The sequence below is a fragment of the Methylotenera versatilis 7 genome, assembly GCF_000799165.1.
Classification (GTDB): domain Bacteria; phylum Pseudomonadota; class Gammaproteobacteria; order Burkholderiales; family Methylophilaceae; genus Methylotenera_A; species Methylotenera_A versatilis_A.
Genome location: NZ_JUGF01000001.1, coordinates 794,710 through 816,176, shown reverse-complemented (window position 1 = coordinate 816,176; position 21,467 = coordinate 794,710). Strand labels below are relative to the sequence as shown.

At 43.2% G+C, this 21,467-nt stretch carries 15 protein-coding genes; 6 read left to right on the top strand and 9 right to left on the bottom strand.

Annotation, left to right across the window (positions count from 1 at the left end; genetic code table 11):
* Positions 1 to 86 precede the first annotated feature (86 nt).
* The 3 genes from tldD to K370_RS03585 all read right to left on the bottom strand — a co-directional run bounded on the left by tldD (position 87) and on the right by K370_RS03585 (position 6,400).
* Positions 87 to 1,553, bottom strand: coding sequence for a metalloprotease TldD (gene tldD / locus K370_RS03595; RefSeq protein WP_047538376.1), 1,467 nt, complete (start codon positions 1,551 to 1,553; stop codon positions 87 to 89).
* Positions 1,554 to 1,652: 99 nt separating this feature from the next.
* Positions 1,653 to 2,513, bottom strand: a complete 861-nt coding sequence (locus tag K370_RS03590; protein ID WP_047538373.1) for a carbon-nitrogen hydrolase family protein — start codon at positions 2,511 to 2,513, stop codon at positions 1,653 to 1,655.
* A gap of 17 nt (positions 2,514 to 2,530) precedes the next feature.
* Positions 2,531 to 6,400, bottom strand: a complete 3,870-nt coding sequence (locus tag K370_RS03585; RefSeq protein WP_047538370.1) for a YhdP family protein — start codon at positions 6,398 to 6,400, stop codon at positions 2,531 to 2,533.
* A 278-nt stretch (positions 6,401 to 6,678) separates the two neighbouring features.
* Here K370_RS03585 and K370_RS03580 point away from each other — a divergent pair, with 278 nt between their 5' ends.
* Positions 6,679 to 8,595: an ATP-binding cassette domain-containing protein gene (locus K370_RS03580; protein ID WP_047538367.1), complete on the top strand. Its 1,917-nt coding sequence runs from the start codon at positions 6,679 to 6,681 to the stop codon at positions 8,593 to 8,595.
* Between the two features lie 66 nt (positions 8,596 to 8,661).
* Positions 8,662 to 9,234: a hypothetical protein gene (locus K370_RS03575; protein ID WP_047538364.1), complete on the top strand. Its 573-nt coding sequence runs from the start codon at positions 8,662 to 8,664 to the stop codon at positions 9,232 to 9,234.
* A 70-nt stretch (positions 9,235 to 9,304) separates the two neighbouring features.
* Here K370_RS03575 and K370_RS03570 read toward each other — a convergent pair whose 3' ends face one another.
* A complete protein-coding gene (locus K370_RS03570; protein ID WP_047538361.1) occupies positions 9,305 to 9,859 on the bottom strand; it encodes a Spy/CpxP family protein refolding chaperone in 555 nt (184 codons plus the stop codon).
* 230 nt (positions 9,860 to 10,089) lie between these two features.
* Here K370_RS03570 and K370_RS03565 point away from each other — a divergent pair, with 230 nt between their 5' ends.
* Entirely contained in the window at positions 10,090 to 10,767 is a 678-nt protein-coding gene (locus tag K370_RS03565) for a response regulator transcription factor (protein WP_047538359.1), read from the top strand.
* Between the two features lie 36 nt (positions 10,768 to 10,803).
* Positions 10,804 to 12,198 carry an ATP-binding protein gene (locus tag K370_RS03560; RefSeq protein ID WP_047538354.1) on the top strand — a complete coding sequence of 465 codons (1,395 nt, stop codon included), beginning with the start codon at positions 10,804 to 10,806 and terminating at the stop codon, positions 12,196 to 12,198.
* A gap of 117 nt (positions 12,199 to 12,315) precedes the next feature.
* Here K370_RS03560 and K370_RS03555 read toward each other — a convergent pair whose 3' ends face one another.
* From K370_RS03555 to acs, 4 genes are all read right to left on the bottom strand, one after another.
* The gene (locus K370_RS03555; RefSeq protein WP_052185156.1) at positions 12,316 to 13,320 is read right to left on the bottom strand and encodes a glycosyltransferase family 4 protein; all 1,005 of its coding nucleotides are present in this window, start codon (positions 13,318 to 13,320) and stop codon (positions 12,316 to 12,318) included.
* A gap of 30 nt (positions 13,321 to 13,350) precedes the next feature.
* A complete protein-coding gene (locus K370_RS03550; RefSeq protein ID WP_047538351.1) occupies positions 13,351 to 14,937 on the bottom strand; it encodes a peptide chain release factor 3 in 1,587 nt (528 codons plus the stop codon).
* 104 nt (positions 14,938 to 15,041) lie between these two features.
* Entirely contained in the window at positions 15,042 to 15,485 is a 444-nt protein-coding gene (gene msrB, locus K370_RS03545; RefSeq protein WP_047538347.1) for a peptide-methionine (R)-S-oxide reductase MsrB, read from the bottom strand.
* Positions 15,486 to 15,615: 130 nt separating this feature from the next.
* Positions 15,616 to 17,592, bottom strand: a complete 1,977-nt coding sequence (gene acs, locus K370_RS03540) for an acetate--CoA ligase (RefSeq protein ID WP_047538344.1) — start codon at positions 17,590 to 17,592, stop codon at positions 15,616 to 15,618.
* 110 nt (positions 17,593 to 17,702) lie between these two features.
* On the opposite strand from acs, the gene glnE reads away from it, so the two are divergent.
* Positions 17,703 to 20,489 carry a bifunctional [glutamate--ammonia ligase]-adenylyl-L-tyrosine phosphorylase/[glutamate--ammonia-ligase] adenylyltransferase gene (gene glnE, locus K370_RS03535; protein ID WP_047538340.1) on the top strand — a complete coding sequence of 929 codons (2,787 nt, stop codon included), beginning with the start codon at positions 17,703 to 17,705 and terminating at the stop codon, positions 20,487 to 20,489.
* Between the two features lie 14 nt (positions 20,490 to 20,503).
* Here glnE and K370_RS03530 read toward each other — a convergent pair whose 3' ends face one another.
* The gene (locus K370_RS03530) at positions 20,504 to 21,025 is read right to left on the bottom strand and encodes a hypothetical protein (protein WP_047538337.1); all 522 of its coding nucleotides are present in this window, start codon (positions 21,023 to 21,025) and stop codon (positions 20,504 to 20,506) included.
* 149 nt (positions 21,026 to 21,174) lie between these two features.
* On the opposite strand from K370_RS03530, the gene K370_RS03525 reads away from it, so the two are divergent.
* Entirely contained in the window at positions 21,175 to 21,438 is a 264-nt protein-coding gene (locus K370_RS03525) for a hypothetical protein (protein WP_047538335.1), read from the top strand.
* Positions 21,439 to 21,467 lie beyond the last annotated feature (29 nt).

The following is a 21,467-nucleotide window of genomic DNA, read 5'->3' as shown; positions in this document are numbered from 1 at the left end:
AAAAAAGTGTTTAAATAGATTTAGTTGTTAAGTAAAACAATCAAATAAAAAGGCCGCATATGCGGCCTTTTTATTTGATAAATGAGTTAAGACGCGGTACCGCCCACTGTTAATCCATCAATCTTAAGTGTTGGCTGACCAACACCAACTGGCACACTTTGACCCTCTTTGCCGCAAGTACCAACGCCCGAATCAAGCGCCATATCGTTGCCAATCATGGAAACGCGCGTTAACACATCTGGCCCATTACCAATTAATGTAGCACCTTTAACAGGGTAGGTGATTTTACCATCTTCAATCATATAAGCTTCGGCCGCGCTGAATACAAATTTCCCGCTGGTAATATCGACTTGTCCGCCGCCAAAATTGGCTGCATACAAACCTTTCTTAACGGATTTAATAATTTCAGCAGGGTCTTTGTCGCCATTGTGCATGTAGGTGTTGGTCATGCGCGGCATGGGGATATGCGCATAGCTTTCACGGCGGCCATTGCCCGTTAGCGGCATGTTCATCAATCGTGCGTTTAAGCTATCTTGAATATAGCCGCGCAAAATGCCATCTTCAATCAACACCGTTTTATTGGTTTGATTACCTTCATCATCCATGGTCAATGAACCGCGTCTGTCGGCTAATGTACCGTCATCAACAATGGTGATACCTTTGGCGGCGACTTGCTTGCCCATCATGTTGGCAAAAGCGCTGCTGCCTTTACGGTTGAAATCGCCTTCTAAGCCATGTCCAATCGCCTCATGCAATAAAATACCAGGCCAGCCAGCGCCAAGCACAACCGTCATGCTGCCAGCTGGGGCCGGGCGCGCCTCTAAATTTATCAAGCCTTGATGCACCGCTCGTTGGGCGTAATCCTGTAATACTTCATCGGTAAAATAACTATAGTCAAAACGTCCGCCGCCGCCGCTGGAGCCTTGCTCACGGCGACCATTTTGCTCTACATGAACTTGCACCGAAATGCGTACTAAAGGCCGTACGTCGGCTGCCATGACGCCATCGCTACGCGCGACCATGATGACTTCATATTCCCCCGCAATGCTGGCCATTACTTGCGTGACACGTGGGTCAATTTTTTTTGCAAACTGCTCTAAACGTTCCAGCAACTTTACTTTTGCATCGGCTGATAAGCTGGCAATTGGATCTTGCGGTAAATAAAGTTGATTGTTCTGCCTAGTTATAATGCTTTTGCCAGTTTGTTCCAGACCTAGTGCGGCGATTGATTTAGTGGCATTTGCAGCCTGCTGCAAGGCGGGTAGGTTAATGTCATCCGAATAGGCAAAAGCAGTTTTCTCACCACTAACTGCGCGTACGCCCACGCCTTGATCAATACTGAAGTTTCCCGATTTGACTTGGCCTTCTTCTAAACCCCAGGATTCACTGCGGCTATATTGAAAATATAAGTCCGCATAATCCACCTGATGCGACATAATATTGCCAAGTACACCTTGCAAAGCACTTGTATCAAGTCCTGTCGGCTTTAATAGCACATCCTGTGCGGTATCAAAGTGACTGGCTTTAGTTAAATTTGGCTGTTCTATTTTCATAACTTTAATATGGTGACGTAAGTTAAATTTACTATACTCGCACAGCAGTAATCGCGCTAAGTATATTCTTGATTGATGCGTGCTTAAATTGACGGCCAGTTAAATCGCTTTAATTGTTTTGTGCTTAAGTGCCGGCAAACTTTGACGCAAGCTTGTTTGGTAATCACGATTGACATTGGCAACGACGACTCCGGAACCGCGTGGCAACCTGTCTAAAATCACGCCCCATGGGTCTACAATCATGCTGTTGCCGTGTGTTTCGCGGCCTGATACATGGTAGCCACCTTGTGCTGGCGCGATGACGTAGCATAAGTTTTCAATCGCACGCGCGCGGATTAAGCTCTCCCAGTGTGCTTTGCCGGTAGTTTCGGTAAAGGCCGATGGGATCACAATCATATCCACTTCGCCCATGGCGCGATAAAGCTCTGGAAAGCGTAAATCGTAGCAGACAGACAAACCAATTTTGCCGTAAGGAGTATCTACCACCACGACGCTATCGCCCGATTCAATCGTGTTTTCTTCGTGATAATGCTCTGTACCTAAATCCAAGCCAAATAAATGAATTTTGTCATAGCGCGCAACTTGCTCGCCTTTGTCGTTAAACACTAAACAGCTATTGCGCACTTTATTGGGGAAATTGCTGACTAAAGGAATTGTACCGCCAATCAGCCAGACTTTATGCTTACGTGCCATTTTGGCTAAGAATTTTTGTATCGGCCCATCACCAGTACTTTCGCGTACTGCCACTTTGTCTGTTTCTTTAATGCCCATTATGCAAAAATATTCCGGCAATACGACAATCTTTGCGCCTTGCGTTACCGCCAGCGCAATTAAGCGTTCGGCTTCAATTAAATTGGAGTTTACCTGCGGGCTGGATGCCATTTGGATACCTGCTACTTTTACACTGTTAGCAGGGGTGCTTTTTGATTGCTGGGGTGCTTTTTTAGTTTGGCTGATCATATCTATTCAACAGTTTGTTAAGGAGTTAATGGAGACTGGTTGCTAGGTTTCTGAGCATCATCTTTTTCTGCGTTTATTTCTATCGGATTATCCCACGTGCCTCCGATGACATATTCAGTAGAAGCGATTTTATTAAAAGGGTCTTTTAATATTTTTTGCGCAACAAAGGCGGCTGCGCCGACAATCGGGCCACCTGCAAGTGCAGCAAGGGATAAACTATCGCTGATATGTGGAGTGACTTTTACTTTTAGATGCTGTGTTTCAGTTTTTAAATTTGTTTCACCTTTAATGCTTGCTTCAGCGGCTGGACCAGTCATAAAAAAGTCATCGCTGCGTACAATGCCACTGTTAATTTTAGCGGTTGCACTAATTTTATCAAATGCAAAACCATCACTAAATAAGTCTCTAAAATCTAAACTCAAACGGCGTGGCAAGCTTTGCAATGTCACTAAACCGAATAAACGTCCAACGCCTGGTTGTACTTTTAATACTTGGCCTTTTGTTGCCTCAAAAGTTAAATTGCCATCTAAGCGCCTGATGTCAAACTCATGCGGACTACCAGCCCAGTTAAGTCGCCCATCAACTTTGGCTTCGCCGCCTTTAACCGTATCAGGCTGGCCAAAACGGTTGAATGTTTTACCAATGTTATTGGTGCTTAGCGACACAATTAAGCTGGTATTGGGATTGCGAGACCAATTATGCCAATTGCCCTGTATGTTAAGTGTGCTGTCTGCGTTGGTGATGTCCAGCTTTTGAATCACCCAGTCTTCACCATTCTCAAAAGCATTTAGCGCTAAAGTGCCTAATTTTTTAGTGCCCAGCTCAAAATTATCCGCCACTATGTCCAGCGCAGGATAAGTTTTTGCCTGTTTTATATATTCTTTCTTAGTGATGGTTGGTGATGTAATGCTGGTTGTATTGGGGATGCTTAAGTGTTTAAGGCGTGCAATGATTTTGCCACGATCTTCGCCTTGCCATTCAACATCGCCACTCATTTCTTTCGCGTCAATATCCATCTTCAAGCCAGTTGCATTGGGTTGAGCAGTTACTTTGAGCGCATTAATTGTGCGGTCAAAAATAGTCAGTTTTTGTACGGTCAAATCGGCTTTGCCGATGATGTTTAAATCGGCATTGTTACTATTTGTCTGCGTGGATGGTTTTTCACTTAATAGCGTTAGCCATTCATCTACATCCAACTCATCCAGTTTTCCATGCACCGATAATCCTTGTTGCGAAGGAGTAACGGCAGCGGTATTGATGCCAATGTCTCCGCGATCGAATGCAAGTTGTTGTGCTTTTAATGTGCGTAATATTTTTGCGGATACAAGTTGATCATAGTTAATGTTAATCACATCGCTATCACTGACCGTCTGTTTTTTATTAACACTAATTGACATCTCTTGGTTGGCAGGTTTATTAAAAGGTGGCGGAAAGTCCAAGGCTAAACCAACTAAATTTGAACGAAAATTCAAATCAACCAATGGTTTGTTAATGGTGATCTCGCCAGCCCAGCTTGCGTTACCAGTAATGCGGTTTGTGAGCGCATTTGCGCTGAATTTTTTAATGCCAATATCATTCACTTTGCCGCTGGCAATCACTTTAACCACCTTGTCAGAGCCAGTATTCAGGCTAAATTGTGCAGGCCCTCCTAATACTTCGGCATTAACATTGTTGGCAGATAAGCCTTTTTCGTTAAAAACCAAACTGCCATTTAACTTGGTTAATTCGGGTAACCCTAATTCTGTATTGGCAAAAATAGTACTGTTACTGACTTTATAAAGCCCTTTATATTTTGCCTGTTCAGAATTTTCCAGCGGAATCTCCAGCGTCAATTGTAAGTTGCCACGGCCAGCTGTTTTAAGGTTGTCTGTAAACCCTAGTGTCACTTGCTTAACAGGACTTTCGTTCACAAATTTAATGGCATCAGAAACCAAACCTTCTGCTTCGCTCACAATATGTAGAATGGGCCAATCTGCATCAAGCTGCGCAATTTCTGCGCGGCTTTTAATGATCTTATTGCCAGAAATACGGCCTGAATTTGCTTCAAGCAACATGCGTTTTCCCTCAAACAGCAGGTCTAGATTTAATTGATCGATAGCAGGCCAGCCAGTGCCATACTCCAATAAAGCGTCGCTAACTTTAGCCGTTACTTTAAATATTCCTAGCTGAGTATTTGGCTTGTTTTGTTTATCCACAAAAGGGAAATCAGCTAAATTACCTTTCACTCTCAGCAAAACATCTTCTGCACGCCCCGCCAATATAGAGGTGTCCAGCCAATGTATCGTGCTTTCACCTAATATGATCGGATAATAAAATGGCGCATATTTCGCATTACCTTTGCCAAACTTGCCGGTTAAGTCTAAATGACCACCTTTGATGCCATTCATGTCATAACTGGCGTTAACGGTTCCGGTGATATGCGGGCTGGAAATGAAAACCTCTTTGGCAGTAATGCGGGTTTGATCTTTACGTACCTTCCAATCCACTTCGCCTTTTAATTGGCTTGCAGGAATTGGCCAGCGTAAAATATCTTTAAAGTCCAGCGTGGCATTTTGTGATGCCAGCGTAAGTTTTCCGCCGTCCTCATCTGCTTGAATCGCACCTGTTAAATTGCTAAAACCGGGTATTTCTTGAAATGCCTGAATACCTAACTGATTAAATCGTGTATTCACTAAATAGTGTTCAGGTTTATTTGCGCTACCTTCCCAGCTTAAATGTACTGCTTGCAGAGCGCCAACCGGCGAAAATCCATTCAGTTGCGTCACTATGTTCTGTGGCAAGTTAATGTGCGATGAAACCTGTTTTAACATGGCCAAATTAAATTGATCCAAGCGGACATCGGCTTTAATCCAGGGTTTATTATTTTTGATTGAGCTGACGTACGTTGCGTTGCCATTGCGAATATTCAAACCTGTATTGGTATTAAGTTGAATATCGCGCGCGCTAAAGGTTTGCGTATTTTTTAACTTGCTCCATAGCAGGTCGCCGGTAAATTTTGTTGCAACTAACGGTGCGGTTTCATTTTTGGTAACAACCGCCAAATTGCTAATACCAACATTTGATTTCACCCTTTGAATCTGCGCATTAGCAAAAGTCAGGGCAATTTTTGCATTGCCTAAAGCACTTTGAATATTAACGGGGTAATCCAGCCAAGGTTTAAAAGCGGCTAATTCTGTTTGGGTGAGTTCAGCCGCAACATCGCCATGCCATGTGTTTAACTTGCTGACATCGTTACCAATAAAGTACCCGCTGGCTTTTATTTTTTGCTGCGTACCTGCGGATAGCAGGGTGGATATTTCAAAAGTATGTTGCCTTAATAAACTGTTTAATAAAGGTTTTTCCAGTGTTAAATTGAATTCTTTTAAAGATAGTGCAGGTGCCTGACGTAGATCATCCTGCCAGATTACCTGTGCATTTTTAACTTCTACACTGCGTTGTTTTAATAACCAATTGGCAAAATCAGGTTTAGATTCGCTTGCCATGTTGATACCAGCCAAGTAGATGCTGCCGTCTGCATTGCGCCTGATGGTTAATTCAGGATTATGTACCTGTAACTCTCTTAATCTGGGTTGCAGTAAAGGCACGCTTATCCAAGACAGTGTTGCTTCTACATTATTCAAGTGCAGTGCAACGCGATTTTCTGCGTCAAACACATCTACTTTTAGGAGTGCAACATGTGGTGAAATATCATCCCAACCCGTGACGATTTCGCCAATGGTTACTTTTTGCCCAATCGTTTTTGTTGCAAAAGTGGCAATATCGTCCTTGTACTGGTCGATATTAGGAAAAATCATAAAGCGTATTACCAGTGCCGCCACTACGACCACGCCCAGCAACACAGCAAAGACATACAATACCCAGCGAGCTATTTTTTTTACGGTAATCATTGGTTGGGTATTGTCATTTCTAAATGAATGGGTATTTTCTAAACGGTTGATTGAAGGTCGATAAAGCGTATTTAGTCGGTTTTCTATGGTTAATACGCGTATTAAGTCATTATTTTACTTGAAAATTAGATGTTTACACGTAAACAAAACGTAAACATGCTTTAAGCGGATATTCTGATAAAAATTCATGTAGATTGCTTTAGAATAACGCCTTTTGACGAATCCACTTGCTAAATGGTTCGTCGGTTTCGTTTTACTGCTTATCAACTGGAATTGTATTGATTCAATTTAGAAATTTAAGTTTAACTCGCGGTGTAAAAGTGTTGATAGAAGCAGCAGCTTTTCAATTACATCCGGGTCACAAAGTTGGCTTGATCGGCGCAAACGGCGCTGGTAAATCATCCATTTTTGCCTTATTGCGTGGTGAGTTGCAGCAAGAGGTCGGCGATTTGGAAACTCCACCTAACTGGGTGATTGCGCATGTGGCGCAAGAAACGCCGAGTTTAAATTTAGCAGCCTTGCAATTTACCTTGGAAGGCGATGCAGAATTAACCGAAGTAGAAGCCGCATTGCAAGCAGCAGAAACTCAGCATCAAGGCGAAAAAATCGCAGAGTTGCACCAGCGTTTAAGCGATATCGAAGGATATTCTGCCAAGGCGCGCGCGGCCAGTTTGCTGGATGGTTTGGGTTTCAGCCAGACTGACTTAACGCGTCCTGTGAGTGATTTCTCTGGCGGCTGGCGTGTGCGGTTGAATCTGGCGCGCGCATTGATGTGCCGCAGTGATTTACTCTTGCTGGATGAACCAACCAACCATTTGGATTTGGATGCGGTGATCTGGCTGGAAAGTTGGCTGCGTGATTATCGCGGAACGTTATTACTTATTTCGCATGACCGCGACTTTTTGGATAACGTCATTGATAATGTGCTGCACATAGAACAGCAGCGTATTACGCTGTATCGCGGTGGTTATAGTGATTTTGAGCGCCAGCGTGCTGAAAAGCTGGCATTGCAACAAGCCATGCATGAAAAGCAGCAACGCAAAGTTGCGCATCTGCATAGCTATATTGACCGATTCCGTGCACAGGCCACCAAAGCACGTCAGGCACAAAGCCGCATTAAAGCCCTAGAGCGCATGGAAATGATTTCTGCTGCGCATATCGACTCACAATTCAGTTTTGAGTTTCGGCCACCTGTATCTGCCCCTGATCCGTTATTGGTACTGGACGAGATAAGCGCAGGTTATGCAGATAAACCTATTTTAAACAATGTTGTTTTAGCGATTCGCCCTGGTGAACGCATTGGGTTGTTGGGTAAGAATGGTGCGGGTAAATCTACCCTCATCAAATTACTTGCGGATGAGCTAAAGCCTTTAAGTGGCAAGCGCGTTACTGGTAAAGATTTAAATATCGGTTATTTTGCCCAACATCAACTAGAGCAATTGCGACCAAATGAATCGCCGCTGCAACATATGCTAAGGCTTGACCCATCTACCAGAGAACAAGAGCACCTCAATTATTTAGGCGGTTTTGATTTTAAAGGTGACATGGCACGCAGTAGCTGTGAAAATTTTTCTGGCGGCGAGAAATCACGCTTGGCTTTAGCTTTGCTGATTTGGACGCGTCCAAATCTGCTGCTATTGGATGAACCGACCAACCATCTGGATTTGGAAATGCGTCATGCATTAACGCTGGCTTTGCAGGATTATCAAGGTGGCGTGATTCTAGTTTCGCATGATAGAGCCTTGCTGCGCGCAACCTGTGACAACTTTGTCTTGGTCGCAGATGGCGCGGCAAAAACCTTTGATGGTGATCTGGATGATTATAAAAACTGGCTTGCGACAACAAAAACTCAACTATCAAAAGAACAAAACAATGAAATAGTGAATGCCGAAACGACGCCTAAAAAGAATGATTACGCACAAAGTAAAGCAGAACGTCAAGCGCGTATTTTGGCACGTAGACCATTACTAAAAGAAACTGAAAAACTGGAAAAACAGCTTGAACAAATTGCGGCTGAAAAAACGGTATTAGATGCCAGAGCAGGCGATTCAAGTTTGTATGATGTTGCAAATAAAAATGAGCTGCAAAACCTGCTAAAACGCCAAGCTGAATTGGCGGGGTTAGTAGAAGCGACAGAAATGCGCTGGTTGGAATTGCACGAACAATTAGAAACTTTGCCTGAAATCGGTAGTTAATCATTTAGCGCTGAGTTAAATATAAAGTAGGCAAAAAACTTATTTAAAAACGGATTGAGAAAACCTATGGACTATTCAAAACGATTAACCTTATTGCACGCGCTATGCTTAGCAGATAGCTACGACGATGGCGCAAAGCCTAATATTAGTTTGGACGATTACAATGCAGTCGATTCAGCACATTACTTAACCAGTTTCGTTACATTTAGAGCGATTCAAGCCGCCATGCGCCAGCCTGTGGATGAGCGCCATAATAATTTTGATATGCTCAGCGTGTATCAAGCTTATGCCATGTTGATTTTCGCGTTCTTAACGTTGCCACTGTCGCATGAATTGGCGGCAGAAGGTGAAGCCGCGCCTGATTTAACGACTGCACAAGTAGTGATTGCTAAAACTTTGTTTGCCGGCATTAGTGATGCAGAATTGATGGAAATCATTGAATCTGGTTTTCATAAATTTAAACTCATTGGCGATGCGGAAGCGGAGCATTGGGCCGAGTTCAGGGAGAATCTGGATAAATTAACGGTGAGTTTTGTGGTTGCCGGTACCGATGATGACAGCCCACACAGCAAAGAGGAAGTGTTGCCACTTTTTGGTCAATTATTAAGCCAGTTATGTGAAGCGTTTGAGCGTGATTAACACTTTAAAATACGCAAAAAAACCTGCAAAATTAAATGCAGGTTTTTTTGTTTAAACAGTAGCTAAATAGTTAACTATTTATTGGTTTTGCCGCTGCTTCAGATTTTTGTTTAAAGCGTGTTGGCTGATTTTTACCATATCCACGATTTTCTGGCGCTTTAAATTCACGTGCTTTTGCACGTTGCTCCGGCGTTAAAATTGCATTGATTTTAGCTTCTGTTTTTAGGCGATTTAATACCTTTTCTTTCTCTAATTTACCTAATTGGTCCGCTAATTGCTGCGCTTTTGCTTCATCAAATTTATCGGCTTGAGCAAGTGTACGCAACGCTTCTAATGTTTCACGCTGTTGTTTATGTTGTGTATATTTTGCTGGTGCTTGCTCATGCACAATCGCAAAGATTTTGTCTTGTTGATCTTGCGTTAAATTAAGCGCTTTTAAGTGGCGTGGCACGCCAGGCTCGCCAAAATTTCCGCCACGTTTGAAAGATTGATCGAAACCGTGACCACGTTTACCATCATGCCTTCCGCAATCTTTACCTTGTTCTGCATGACTTAAAGCAGAAAATGGCAAAGTAATCGCCAAAGTTGAAATCGCCAATAATTGTTTAATCGATAGATGTTTCATTTGCTTATTCCTTTTAGTTAACATTAAAAAATGTCTGTTGCAAAAATCCTATTTCTGTTGCGCTTTAGGATGTTGCCATTGTGCAATTGCTAGTTGTAAAACGCTGTTAAGAGTGTGTAAATCTGCGTAAAGGTTGGTGATTAAGCTTGTTGATGGTTTTGTGACTGGTATGATGCGTTAACACTTTAAAGTACAAGATTTTGAGTAAACACATAATCTAAATACATATCATGGATAAAATTTTACTGATAGATGACGACGTTGAACTGGTTGAGATGCTCAAAGAGTATATCGACCTTGAAGGCTTTTCTGCCAGTACCGCACACGATGGCGAGGCAGGATTGCAAGTTCTGCAAGCCGATACTTATGACTTGGTGGTGTTGGATGTGATGATGCCGAAATTAAATGGTATCGATACCTTGCGCCGTATCAGGCAGAACAGCAATATGCCCGTGATTATGCTCACGGCAAAAGGGGACGATGCCGACCGTATTGTTGGCTTGGAAATGGGTGCGGATGACTATGTACCAAAACCCTGTACGCCGCGAGAACTGGTTGCCCGTATCCGGGCGATTTTGCGTAGAGCAAAACCGCAAGCCAGTCATGCAAAAACCATTACGCTAAATGAGCTGACATTAATGCCTGAACAGCGGCGTGTGGAATGGGCTGGTGAGCCTTTAGTATTGACCAGTACCGAATTTAATCTACTGGAGGTATTAGTAGAGCGAGCAGGAAATGTAGTTAGCAAACAGATGCTATCGGAATTGGCGCTGGGTAGACCAATGGCGAAATTTGATCGTAATATTGATGTACACATGAGCAGCGTACGTCAAAAATTAACAGCCGCAGCTGGTGGAAAACAGTTGATCCAAACCGTGTATCGCCTAGGTTATCAGTACTTAAAATAGACATATCAATATTAAAATAAATAATAGATAAACGACATGGGTAGACTTTACTGGAAATTTTTTCTGTTTTTCTTTTTTGCGCAGCTAACCGCCGTGCTGGTAGTGAGTTTGGCTATTGGCGTGGTAAACGATAAGCGTGAAAGAGAAAGGCGTTTAATTGATAGCGCACCTGGTGCCAAAACCATGGTATTGGCAGCGGCTGGTACACTTCAAATAAGCGGGATCACCTCACTCAAATCTTTGCTGGATATTTGGTTGACTGAGCCGCTGCCGCAGCTATATGCGGTGAATGAAGAGGGCGTTGATTTATTAAATCGCGACCTGCCAAAAGGAATTAATAAAGAGTCGTTGGCCGCGCTAACTATTGATACCGATAATCGTGCCATTCAACAAATCCATGCAGATGATGGTCATGATTATTGGTTATTTGTAGAGCCACGCAATAAACGCCCGGCACCAACTTATTTTAATGGTGTAAGAATACAACAGAATTTTAAATACCTATTTCCTGCAATGCCGCTTATTGTGGGCATTTTTGTCAGCCTAATATTTGCCGCTATGCTCGCCTGGTATTTTTCCAAGCCGATTAAACAGTTAAGGCTGGCTTTCGAGAGTGCCGCCAGCGGCAACCTGGATGCGCGCGTGGGTACTGTGATGCAGGGTAGGCGCGATGAATTGGCCGATTTAGGTAGTGCGTTTGATGTGATGGTCAGTCGCGTCAGCCAATTGATTCAAAGCCAAACACATTTAATGCACCAGGTTTCGCATGAATTGCGCTCACCATTAGCGCGCTTGCAAATTGCGATTGGCTTGATCAAGCAGCAATCAACACAGGCGGATGCAGCGCACCAAGTGAATGAAAAAATCAGCACATCATTGAATCGTATTGAAACGGAATCGGTCAGAATGGATCATCTGGTGGGCGAGTTGCTGACACTGTCACGTTTGGAATCAGGCGTTACAGCGCTACAAAAAGAGCGTGTCGATTTAAATGAATTGCTGCAGGAGTTGGTGGAAGATGCCAACTTTGAAGGCATGACCAATAATGTCAAAGTTGAATACGCGCCAATCGCTAATGTTTTTGTGGAAGCTCAGGCAGATTTACTACAACGTGCGATTGATAATATTATCCGCAATGCCGTCAAATACACATCCGCCAATACAACAGTCATGCTGACTACAATCGTTAATCAAATCAGTAAAAGCGTGGTTTTAACTGTTAAGGATTCTGGATCTGGTGTTACAGAAAATGAGCTGGAGTCTATATTTAAACCATTTTATCGTGCAAGCACGAATGAGGCCGCGCACGGTTATGGTTTAGGATTGGCGATAGCAAAACAAATTATAGAGTCGCATGCTGGCGTAGTGAGGGCGGTAAACGTGCCTAATTCTGGTTTGCAGGTGACAATTATATTGCCTATGATTGAATAAATAATAGGGTGTTATACTTTATGCACATTACACAGTGACTGTAGGAAGAAAGTCGTTATATTCTTTACGGCTAGCTAATTTGTAGAAGTCTTAACAAGTGTAATATTGACCGTAATTTTAAGTCTGTGCGTGCTGTTTCAAAAAGTCGGCAAAATAATTAACGGCAGTTTTTTCGGTACAGTATTGATTGGCAAATGTAAAACCTGCCTGACCGAGTTGGTTAACTTTAGATTGGTCATCCCACAAAGCTTCAATTTTTTTCGATAAATCATCCACATTTTTAGACTCAAAAAACACCCCCGTTTTATCATCCTCAATGTAGTCTTGCACACCCAGTGAGTTTGTGACGATCATTGCTTTATTAAAAAACATGCCCGAAACAATCGTCACATGGCCGCATGGTACTTGGCTGTCTCTAAGCGGTAATACCATAAATGCACTATGTGCCAGAATATTATGTGCACGTGCTAGCGGGATGTCAGTATGGATTTTTACATTGCCTGGAATGGTTAAGCCCTGTAATGAATCTGGGTTTGTAACAATGACCAGTTTAATATTCGGCAGTTTTTTCATGGCAGCTATAAGCGTCGCGTAATCTCTGCCTTGGCTGCCTAATGCGCAAATGTAACGACCAGTTTCAATTGGCTGTTCCGTTAAATCTACTTTTGGCGTATGTACTGCCCAATGCAACATATCTATTTTTTCAATTGGAATATCAAAATAGTCTGCGTAAAGCTTGCGCTCTACGTTTGAATAAGTCACAAATCTAGTGGGTTGTCGAAAAGCCTTAATCATCAGACTATGTTGCATGCCTGTTGGTAAATCAGTGAAATTAAATGAGTAAGCTAAGTGCGGTGTATCTTGGCATATGATTTTTGCCAGACCACCCGCATAGAAAGTAGGTCTTGGACCATGAGAAACCAGAACGGCAGCTTTCTTTCTGGCTAATTTAACAGCCTGACTTGCAGCAATAACACGGGAAACTGAATCTTTCTTAGGCAAAAATGATGGCAGGCTAACTGCCAAGCTGGAGTAATGATGCCATTCGTCGTTGGTCTGTTTAAACTCATCGCGTAACCAGTTCCAGTCAGTAGAAAGGTCACTTAAGTTAATGACATTCATATAGTTAGCCCACTCAGTTAATTATTTACATTAGCTAATTTCTCTGGTTGCTAGGAACTCAATTTCTGGATAACGCTCTTGTGCCATCTGTAAGTTAACACGATTCGGCGCTAAGTACACATACTCTTCATTGCCATCCAAGCCTACATTAAAGCCATATTTATCTGCAATCGTACGTAAGTCAGTATCGCTGCCGCGTAACCAGCGCGCGGTGTAACAATCATAGCTTTCAAATACCACATCCACACCATACTCATGCTCTAGACGATGTGCGACTACATCAAACTGCAATAAACCTACCGCGCCTAAAATCAGGTCATTTGATAATAAGGGGCGGAATAATTGTGAAGCACCTTCTTCTGCTAATTGTTGCAAGCCTTTTTGCAGTTGCTTCATTTTGAGTGGGTTTTTAAGGCGCGCACGGCGGAAAAATTCAGGTGCAAATGAAGGAATGCCGGTAAATTTAAGTTCTTCACCTTCACTAAATGTATCGCCGACTTTAATTGTGCCGTGATTGGGGATGCCGATAATATCGCCAGAATACGCTTCATCCATGGTAGTGCGGTCGCGTGCCATAAAGGTAATCGCATTATTTACCGCCATCAATTTTCCGGTAGAAACTTGCTTGATTTTCATTCCACGCTCAAAACGCCCGGAACATACGCGTAAAAAGGCGATACGATCGCGATGTTTTGGATCCATATTCGCTTGAATTTTGAAGACAAAGCCTGAAAATTTGGGTTCGTCAGGTGGGATTTCACGGCTGGATGTTTGGCGAGTAAGCGGAGCAGGGGATAAGTCTACGACTGCATCCAACAATGATTGCACACCAAAGTTATTCACAGCCGAACCGAAAAATACAGGCGTTTGCTTACCGCTTAAATAGCGTTCAGCATTAAATACGTTGGATGCGCCACGCACTAACTCAATATCAACCCTTAACTCTTCAGCTTGCCGACCAATTAACTCATCTAAGCGCGGATTATCCAATCCTTGAATCGTTTCCGAAGTGCCTTTGTCGGCGCGCGGATCAAAAAATAAAATACTGTCAGTAACTAAGTTATAAACACCGCGAAAGGATTTACCCATGCCGATTGGCCAAGTCATCGGTGCACATTCCATGCCTAGCGTTGTTTCAATCTCGTCCAGTAACTCAATCGGCGCGCGGCTTTCACGGTCTAATTTATTAATAAACGTAATAATCGGTGTATCCCGCATGCGACACACATTCAGCAATTTAATCGTCTGCGCTTCAACACCATTCACAGAGTCAATCACCATCACAGCAGAATCCACCGCGGTCAATGTGCGATAAGTATCTTCCGAAAAGTCATCATGGCCAGGTGTATCCAGCAGGTTAATCATATGGTCGCGATATGGAAACTGCATCACTGATGAGGTAACCGAAATGCCGCGCTGTTTCTCTAGCTCCATCCAGTCAGAAGTCGCATGACGTGCAGCTTTGCGACCACGAACTTCACCCGCTACTTGGATTGCGCCTCCAAACCATAATAATTTTTCAGTGAGAGTGGTTTTACCTGCATCGGGGTGGGAGATGATGGCAAACGTACGACGGCGAGTGATTTCGGTTTTTAATTGGCTAGCAGGCAAAGACATGTAAAGTTAGAGTGTAAGTAAAACGCCATTTTACCTTAAAAGCAGATAACCCCGTCATACGAAGCTGAGTATGGATAATGTGAATTGATACTCAGCGCTTTGACTTAACTCGTTTTTCTTAACGCCAATGCATTAATACAGAAACGTAAGCCACTAGGTGCAGGGCCGTCAGGAAACACATGGCCTAAATGTGCGCCACAGGTGTTGCATAGCGCTTCGACTCGGCGCATTCCATGACTATTGTCGGCAGAATAGGCGACAGCATTCGATTTAATAGGCTCGGTAAATGAGGGCCAGCCCGTACCGCTTTCGAATTTTCCTGAAGAATCAAACAGCTCAGTTTGGCAGCACGCACAGCTGTAAATGCCGGAACTGAATAGATTACATAATTCAGAGCTATGCGGTCTTTCTGTGCCTTTTAATCGCGTAATATGAAAAACTTCCGGGCTTAAAAGCGCTTGCCATTCAGCCTCAGATTTCACAACAGTTTTGTCTGGTAATGGAGTGCCATTATCCGCAAAGTTAAGTACATCTTTCCAGTTCATCATATAGTGTCTTTTTAAATGTAGATATTTCTAATAGTTTGATACTTACGCTTTGGTGCTTACTTTTTGGTATTTAGCGCATCAAAAAGTAGGCTGTCAATATAAGTGCACCGAATACCAGCAAGCCTTCCATTTATTTAACCACTTCTTTTAATTGCTCTAAAATCGCCGGATTATCCAGTGTCGAGATGTCAGAAGTGATTTCCTCGCCTTTTGCTAATGAGCGTAAAAGTCTGCGCATGATTTTGCCTGAACGCGTTTTTGGCAGATTATCTCCAAAGCGGATTTCGTCTGGTTTAGCGATCGGGCCGATTTCTTTGCCTACCCAATCACGCAAACTGGCAACGATTTTTTTCGCCTCATCACCAGTTGGTCTTGTGCCTTTTAGCACAACATAAGCAACGACAGATTCGCCTTTGATATCATGCGGTTTGCCAACTACCGCCGCTTCTGCCACTAAAGAGTTTGATACAAGTGCAGATTCGATTTCCATTGTTCCCAGGCGATGCCCTGATACGTTTAACACATCGTCAATGCGCCCCATGATGGTAAAGTTTCCTGTGATGGCATCGCGTATCGCGCCATCGCCCGCAAGGTAGATTTTGCCGCCTAAATCCACTGGATAGTAGCTGGTCTTAAAGCGTTCCGGGTCGTTATAAATATTACGTATCATCGATGGCCAAGGTTTTTTAATCACTAATAAGCCACCTGTTCCCCAAGGTAAATCTTTGCCGGTTTCATCTACGACATCAATCGCAATGCCTGGAAATGGCATAGTACAGGAGCCTGGCGTTAATGCATGTGCACCTGGTAAAGGTGTAATCACATGGCCGCCTGTCTCTGTTTGCCAGAAAGTATCGGCAACCGGGCAGCGACTGCCACCGACTTGCTCAAAATACCACATCCATGCTTCCGGATTAATGGGTTCGCCAACCGTGCCTAATAATCGTAAGCTGCTTAAGTCATAATTTTTAGGATGCGTTTTAGGGTCAGTTTCGCTTGATTTAATCAATGAGCGAATTGCAGTAGGTGCTGTGTAAAAAACTGATACTTTGTGTTTTTCTATCATCTGCCAGAAACGGCCAGCATCAGGATAGGTTGGAATGCCTTCAAAAACCACTTGCGTGGCGCCCATCGCCAATGGACCGTAAGTGACGTAGCTGTGGCCTGTAATCCAGCCCACATCGGCCGTACACCAGTAAACGTCATTCGGCTTTAAATCAAATGTCCAGCGCATGGAGTTCATCGCATGTAGCAAATAACCAGCAGAGCTGTGCTGCACGCCCTTTGGTTTGCCGGTTGAGCCGCTGGTATATAGCAAAAATAGCGGATGTTCCGCGTTAAGCATTACCGGTTCACATTCTTGCGCTTGACCCGCTATTAAGTCGCTCCACCATACATCTTTTGCATTCCAGGTGATTTCTTGTCCTGTTTTTTTTAATACAACGATTTTTTGAATCGCATCACATCCACCCATTGCAATGCCTTCATCCACGGCTTGTTTTAATGGCAGTGTTTTTCCGCCACGGAATTGACCATCCGATGTAATGACTGCAATAGCGCCTGCATCAATCATGCGTTCATTCAAGCTTTTGGCTGAAAAGCCGCCAAATACGACGGAATGTGTTAACCCCAAACGTGCGCAGGCCTGCATTGCCACAACCGCTTCTATACCCATCGGCAAATAGATAATGACGCGTGCGCCAATGGGTAAGTTTAATGTTTTCAAGCCGTTGGCGAACTGGCAAACTTGGAGGTACAACTCTTTGTAAGTGACCGTTTTTGTATCGCCGTTATCTGCTTCAAAAATAATCGCGGTTTTATTGGGAATTGTCGCTAGATGTTTATCCAGACAGTTAACTGAAACATTCAACTCGCCATCTTCAAACCACTTATAAAACGGCGCATTTTCTTCATTAAGTGTTTTAGTAAATGGTTGATGCCAAACCAATAATTCGCGTGCTAATTTTGCCCAAAATCCTTCGTAATCGGCTTCGGCTTCAGCACAAAGTGCGTTGTAGGCATCTAAGCCAGAAACATTTGCTTGTGCTTTAAATTCCTCACTTGGATGGAATACGCGGTTTTCGGTTAAAACAGATTCAATAGCCATGCAACTCAACTCCCAAATTTGTCATTAATCAATGACATTCACTTTTTTATAATAATGTTTAAGGTAAGATGTAACACAATTGTCAAACACTATATTACCTTAAAAATTACATGCTATCACTGGATAAATATTTATCGCCAACCCAAGCGCCAACGCCTTTTGAAGCTGGATTACAGCACTTAGTCAATTGTAGTTTGTATGCAGCAAGGCTGTTGGCAAAAGATGCCTTATTACTGGAAGATTTGCTAGAAAATCATACGAAACTCTATACGCGTGACATCATGCAGGCATTTTTAGACGATGCAAAAATCACAGATGAAGTTGCATTAAAAAAAGCATTAAGGCAATTGCGTCAACGTGTGATGCTGAGAATAATTTATCGCGATTTGAATCAATTAGGCGATTTAAATGAGGTCATGCAAACCACTTCTGACTTGGCGGAAATCACCATTCAAACAGCGGTTAATTTTCATTACACATTGCTGGCAGCTAGCTACGGCAAGCCCTGTAATAGCGAAGGCCAGCCGCAGGAGCTGATTGTGGTGGGAATGGGTAAGCTGGGCGGTTGCGAGCTGAATGTGTCTTCGGATGTGGATTTGATTTTTAGCTATGAGGCCGTTGGCGAAACACAAAATGATACCAATCCTAGTAATGTGATTAGCAATCAGGACTTTTTTAACAAGCTGGGCAAAAAAGTAATATCGGCGTTGGACGATGTAACTGAAGACGGCTTTGTGTTCAGAATGGATATGCGCTTGCGGCCTTTTGGCTCTGAAGGCGTGTTGGTGCCCAATTGCGATGCGCTGGAAGAGTATTATCAAAACAATGGTCGCGAATGGGAGCGTTACGCTTGGATAAAAGGTCGCGTAGTGGATGGCCCCAAAGCGTTGATTACCAAGCTATTAAAGCCGTTTGTATTCAGAAGATATCTGGATTACAACGCATTAACCAGTTTGCGCGATTTAAAAATGCAAATCCAGCGTGATGTGTTGCAAAAAGGTCTGCAAGACAATATTAAATTAGGCCGTGGCGGCATACGCGAGATTGAATTTATTGCTCAGGTTTTTCAGTTAATCCGTGGTGGAACAGATGCCAGCTTGCAAATAAAACCCACTTTACCAGTATTAAAACTATTGCAAAACAAAGGCTTATTGCCAGAAAAAACGGTCAACGAATTAACGGCAGCTTATGTGTTTTTAAGGAATTTAGAACACAGGCTCATGTATGTAGATGATCAGCAAACGCAAGATTTACCTAAAAGCGATGCGGCGCGTGCGCGTATTGCCAACGCCATGCAGTTTGCCAGTTGGGACAGTTTTTTAGCACAACTGAATGTGTATAGACAAAACGTTCAGCAACATTTTGATGCGACTTTTAATAATGAAGCATCATCTGGCAGTACCCAAAGTGGCCAATCTGGTCAGCAATATGAAACGGAAATCGCGGTTTGGCAACAAACACTTGATAGCAATGTTGCGCTGCAAACTTTATTGGATGCTGGTTATGGCGATGCTAATGAGGCTTTACAGCGTTTAAAAATGCTACGCGCCAGCAGTCGTTATCAACAATTGCCAGACAGTAGCCGCCAGCGCTTTGATCGTTTAATGCCGTTGGTAATTGCAATTGCCGCGCAAGAGGAAAACAGTGATATTGCGCTGTTGCGCACCATTAGTTTGCTGGAAAATATCTGCCGTCGCGCTAGCTATTTGGCCTTGCTGGCCGAATATCCCCAGGCATTGAATCTGGTGATTAAATTGTGCGCCGCCAGCCCCTGGTTGGCGCAATATTTATCTACGCATCCCGTTCTGCTGGACGAGTTATTAGATTCGCGCACTTTATATACAGAGCCTGATTTTGCCTCATTAACGGCTGAGTTAATCGAAAAAATGCAGTATTTGCAAGGTGATACCGAAGCGCAAATGGATGCGATGCGCCACTTTAAGCATGCCACCATTTTAAGATTTGCCGCGCAAGACGTGGCCGGTGCATTGCCACTGGAAATTTTGTCCGATTACTTAAGCAATTTAGCCGATGTGATTGTGCAAGTGAGCCTGCAAACCATTTGGGATGGCTTGAAATTCAAGCATATCGATTCGCCCAAATTTGCCGTGATTGGCTATGGCAAGCTGGGTAGCAAAGAATTAGGCTATATGTCTGATCTGGATATTATTTTTATCTATGACAACACTGTTGAAAGCGCTAGTGACCGTACGTTACAAACTAGTGAAAACAGTTCTGAAATCTATGCGCGCTTTGCACAACGCATTAATAACTGGTTTAACAGCTTAACCAATGCCGGTTTATTGTACGAAACTGATTTGCAATTGCGCCCGGATGGTAATAGCGGCCTGCTGGTGAGCAGTATTGCCGCATTTAAAGAATACCAGCTCACCAAGGCCTGGGTATGGGAACATCAGGCTTTGACCCGTGCGCGATTTATTGCAGGTGATGCCAATATTTGCAAAGAGTTTGAGCAAGTGCGTGTTGAAGTGTTAAGCCAACAGCGCGATGTGGATGCGCTTAAAAAATCTGTGATAGAAATGCGCGAAAAAATGCGCGCCAGCCATAAGCCGCAAATGGATTTTTTTGATATTAAACATGATGCGGGCGGCATTATCGATGTGGAGTTCTTAGTGCAGTTTTTGGTGTTAAGTCATGCAAAAAAACACCCGCAATTAACTGGAAATATCGGCAATATTGCTTTATTAAAACTGCTGGCTGAACTGAGTATTATCGAAACTGAAGCCGCAGAAAAGGTCGCGATTGCTTATAGAGAATACCGAAAAATGCAACATGCGCTTAAGTTACAGGGCGTGACGCATAGTAGGGTGGAAACAGCTTTAATTAAAGATTATAGCGTTGCAGTAATCGCTTTATGGAAACAGGTTTTTAATTAAGTCTAATTCAGTCATTATTGCGCTCTAAGCGGATTTTCCTGAGGAGGGTTGGCCATTAAATGTGCCAAGCGTTCCATTAGTTTATCTGCAACCGTGCGGCCGTTACGAGACTCTCTGATTGCCATGTGCCAGCGCGAAACGCATGATTTCAATTCATCCGCATTTTGTACCGAAGCTACTCTTTGCTCAATATCGCGGCTCATGATGCCTAATTGCAGTTGCGCTTCTTCTGCCAAAAAAGTTTTAATGAACACTAGATGGTCATGTGATAGCTCTACGCTTTTCAGTTGCGTTGTTTGTGTTTCTTTATGTTTGATTGCTTGCCTGGCTAAATTGGCGTTAATGAGATAACCGAGTTTCTCTAAATCTGCCAGCATTTGTATTGCCTGCTCAGAGTTAATTGCTTGTGCAATTTGACTGCTGGTGCGCCTGCCATTCACCATAATTAACAGTTGTCTGTGTTTTAAACTAAGCGTGCGGTTGCCTTGCTCAAATTCTTTAACTGCCCGATCTGATTTTACATAGACTGTATCCATATAAATAACCTGTTTTTAATGAAAGCAACAAGTTTAGTTATATAGAGCGACAGTTTTATTACAGGCAAGATGGATTTGTACAAAGAGCCACCTAAATAATATTTTGAGTTAATATTCGACTATAATCAATAATAGACGAGCATATGTCCATGAAAGAACTCGACAAAACACCAATCTGGGTAACGCTGATTTACGCCAATGTACACACACGAAAAGTGGCATTAATCATCGTCATTTCCTGTGCGATATTTGCACTGTACTGTGTGCCTTGGGTGCAGTTTTCAAACAGTGCCGTTGTATCCAAACTGTTTTTGATTCACGATTGGAGTTGGGTTGCCATGATGATTCCCATGACGATTTGGTATTGGGTCGGCTTAAAATGGGTTGATAATAATGCCGGCTGGGAATCCTGATTGCTTGGCTAGTTTTTCGCTGGACGGTT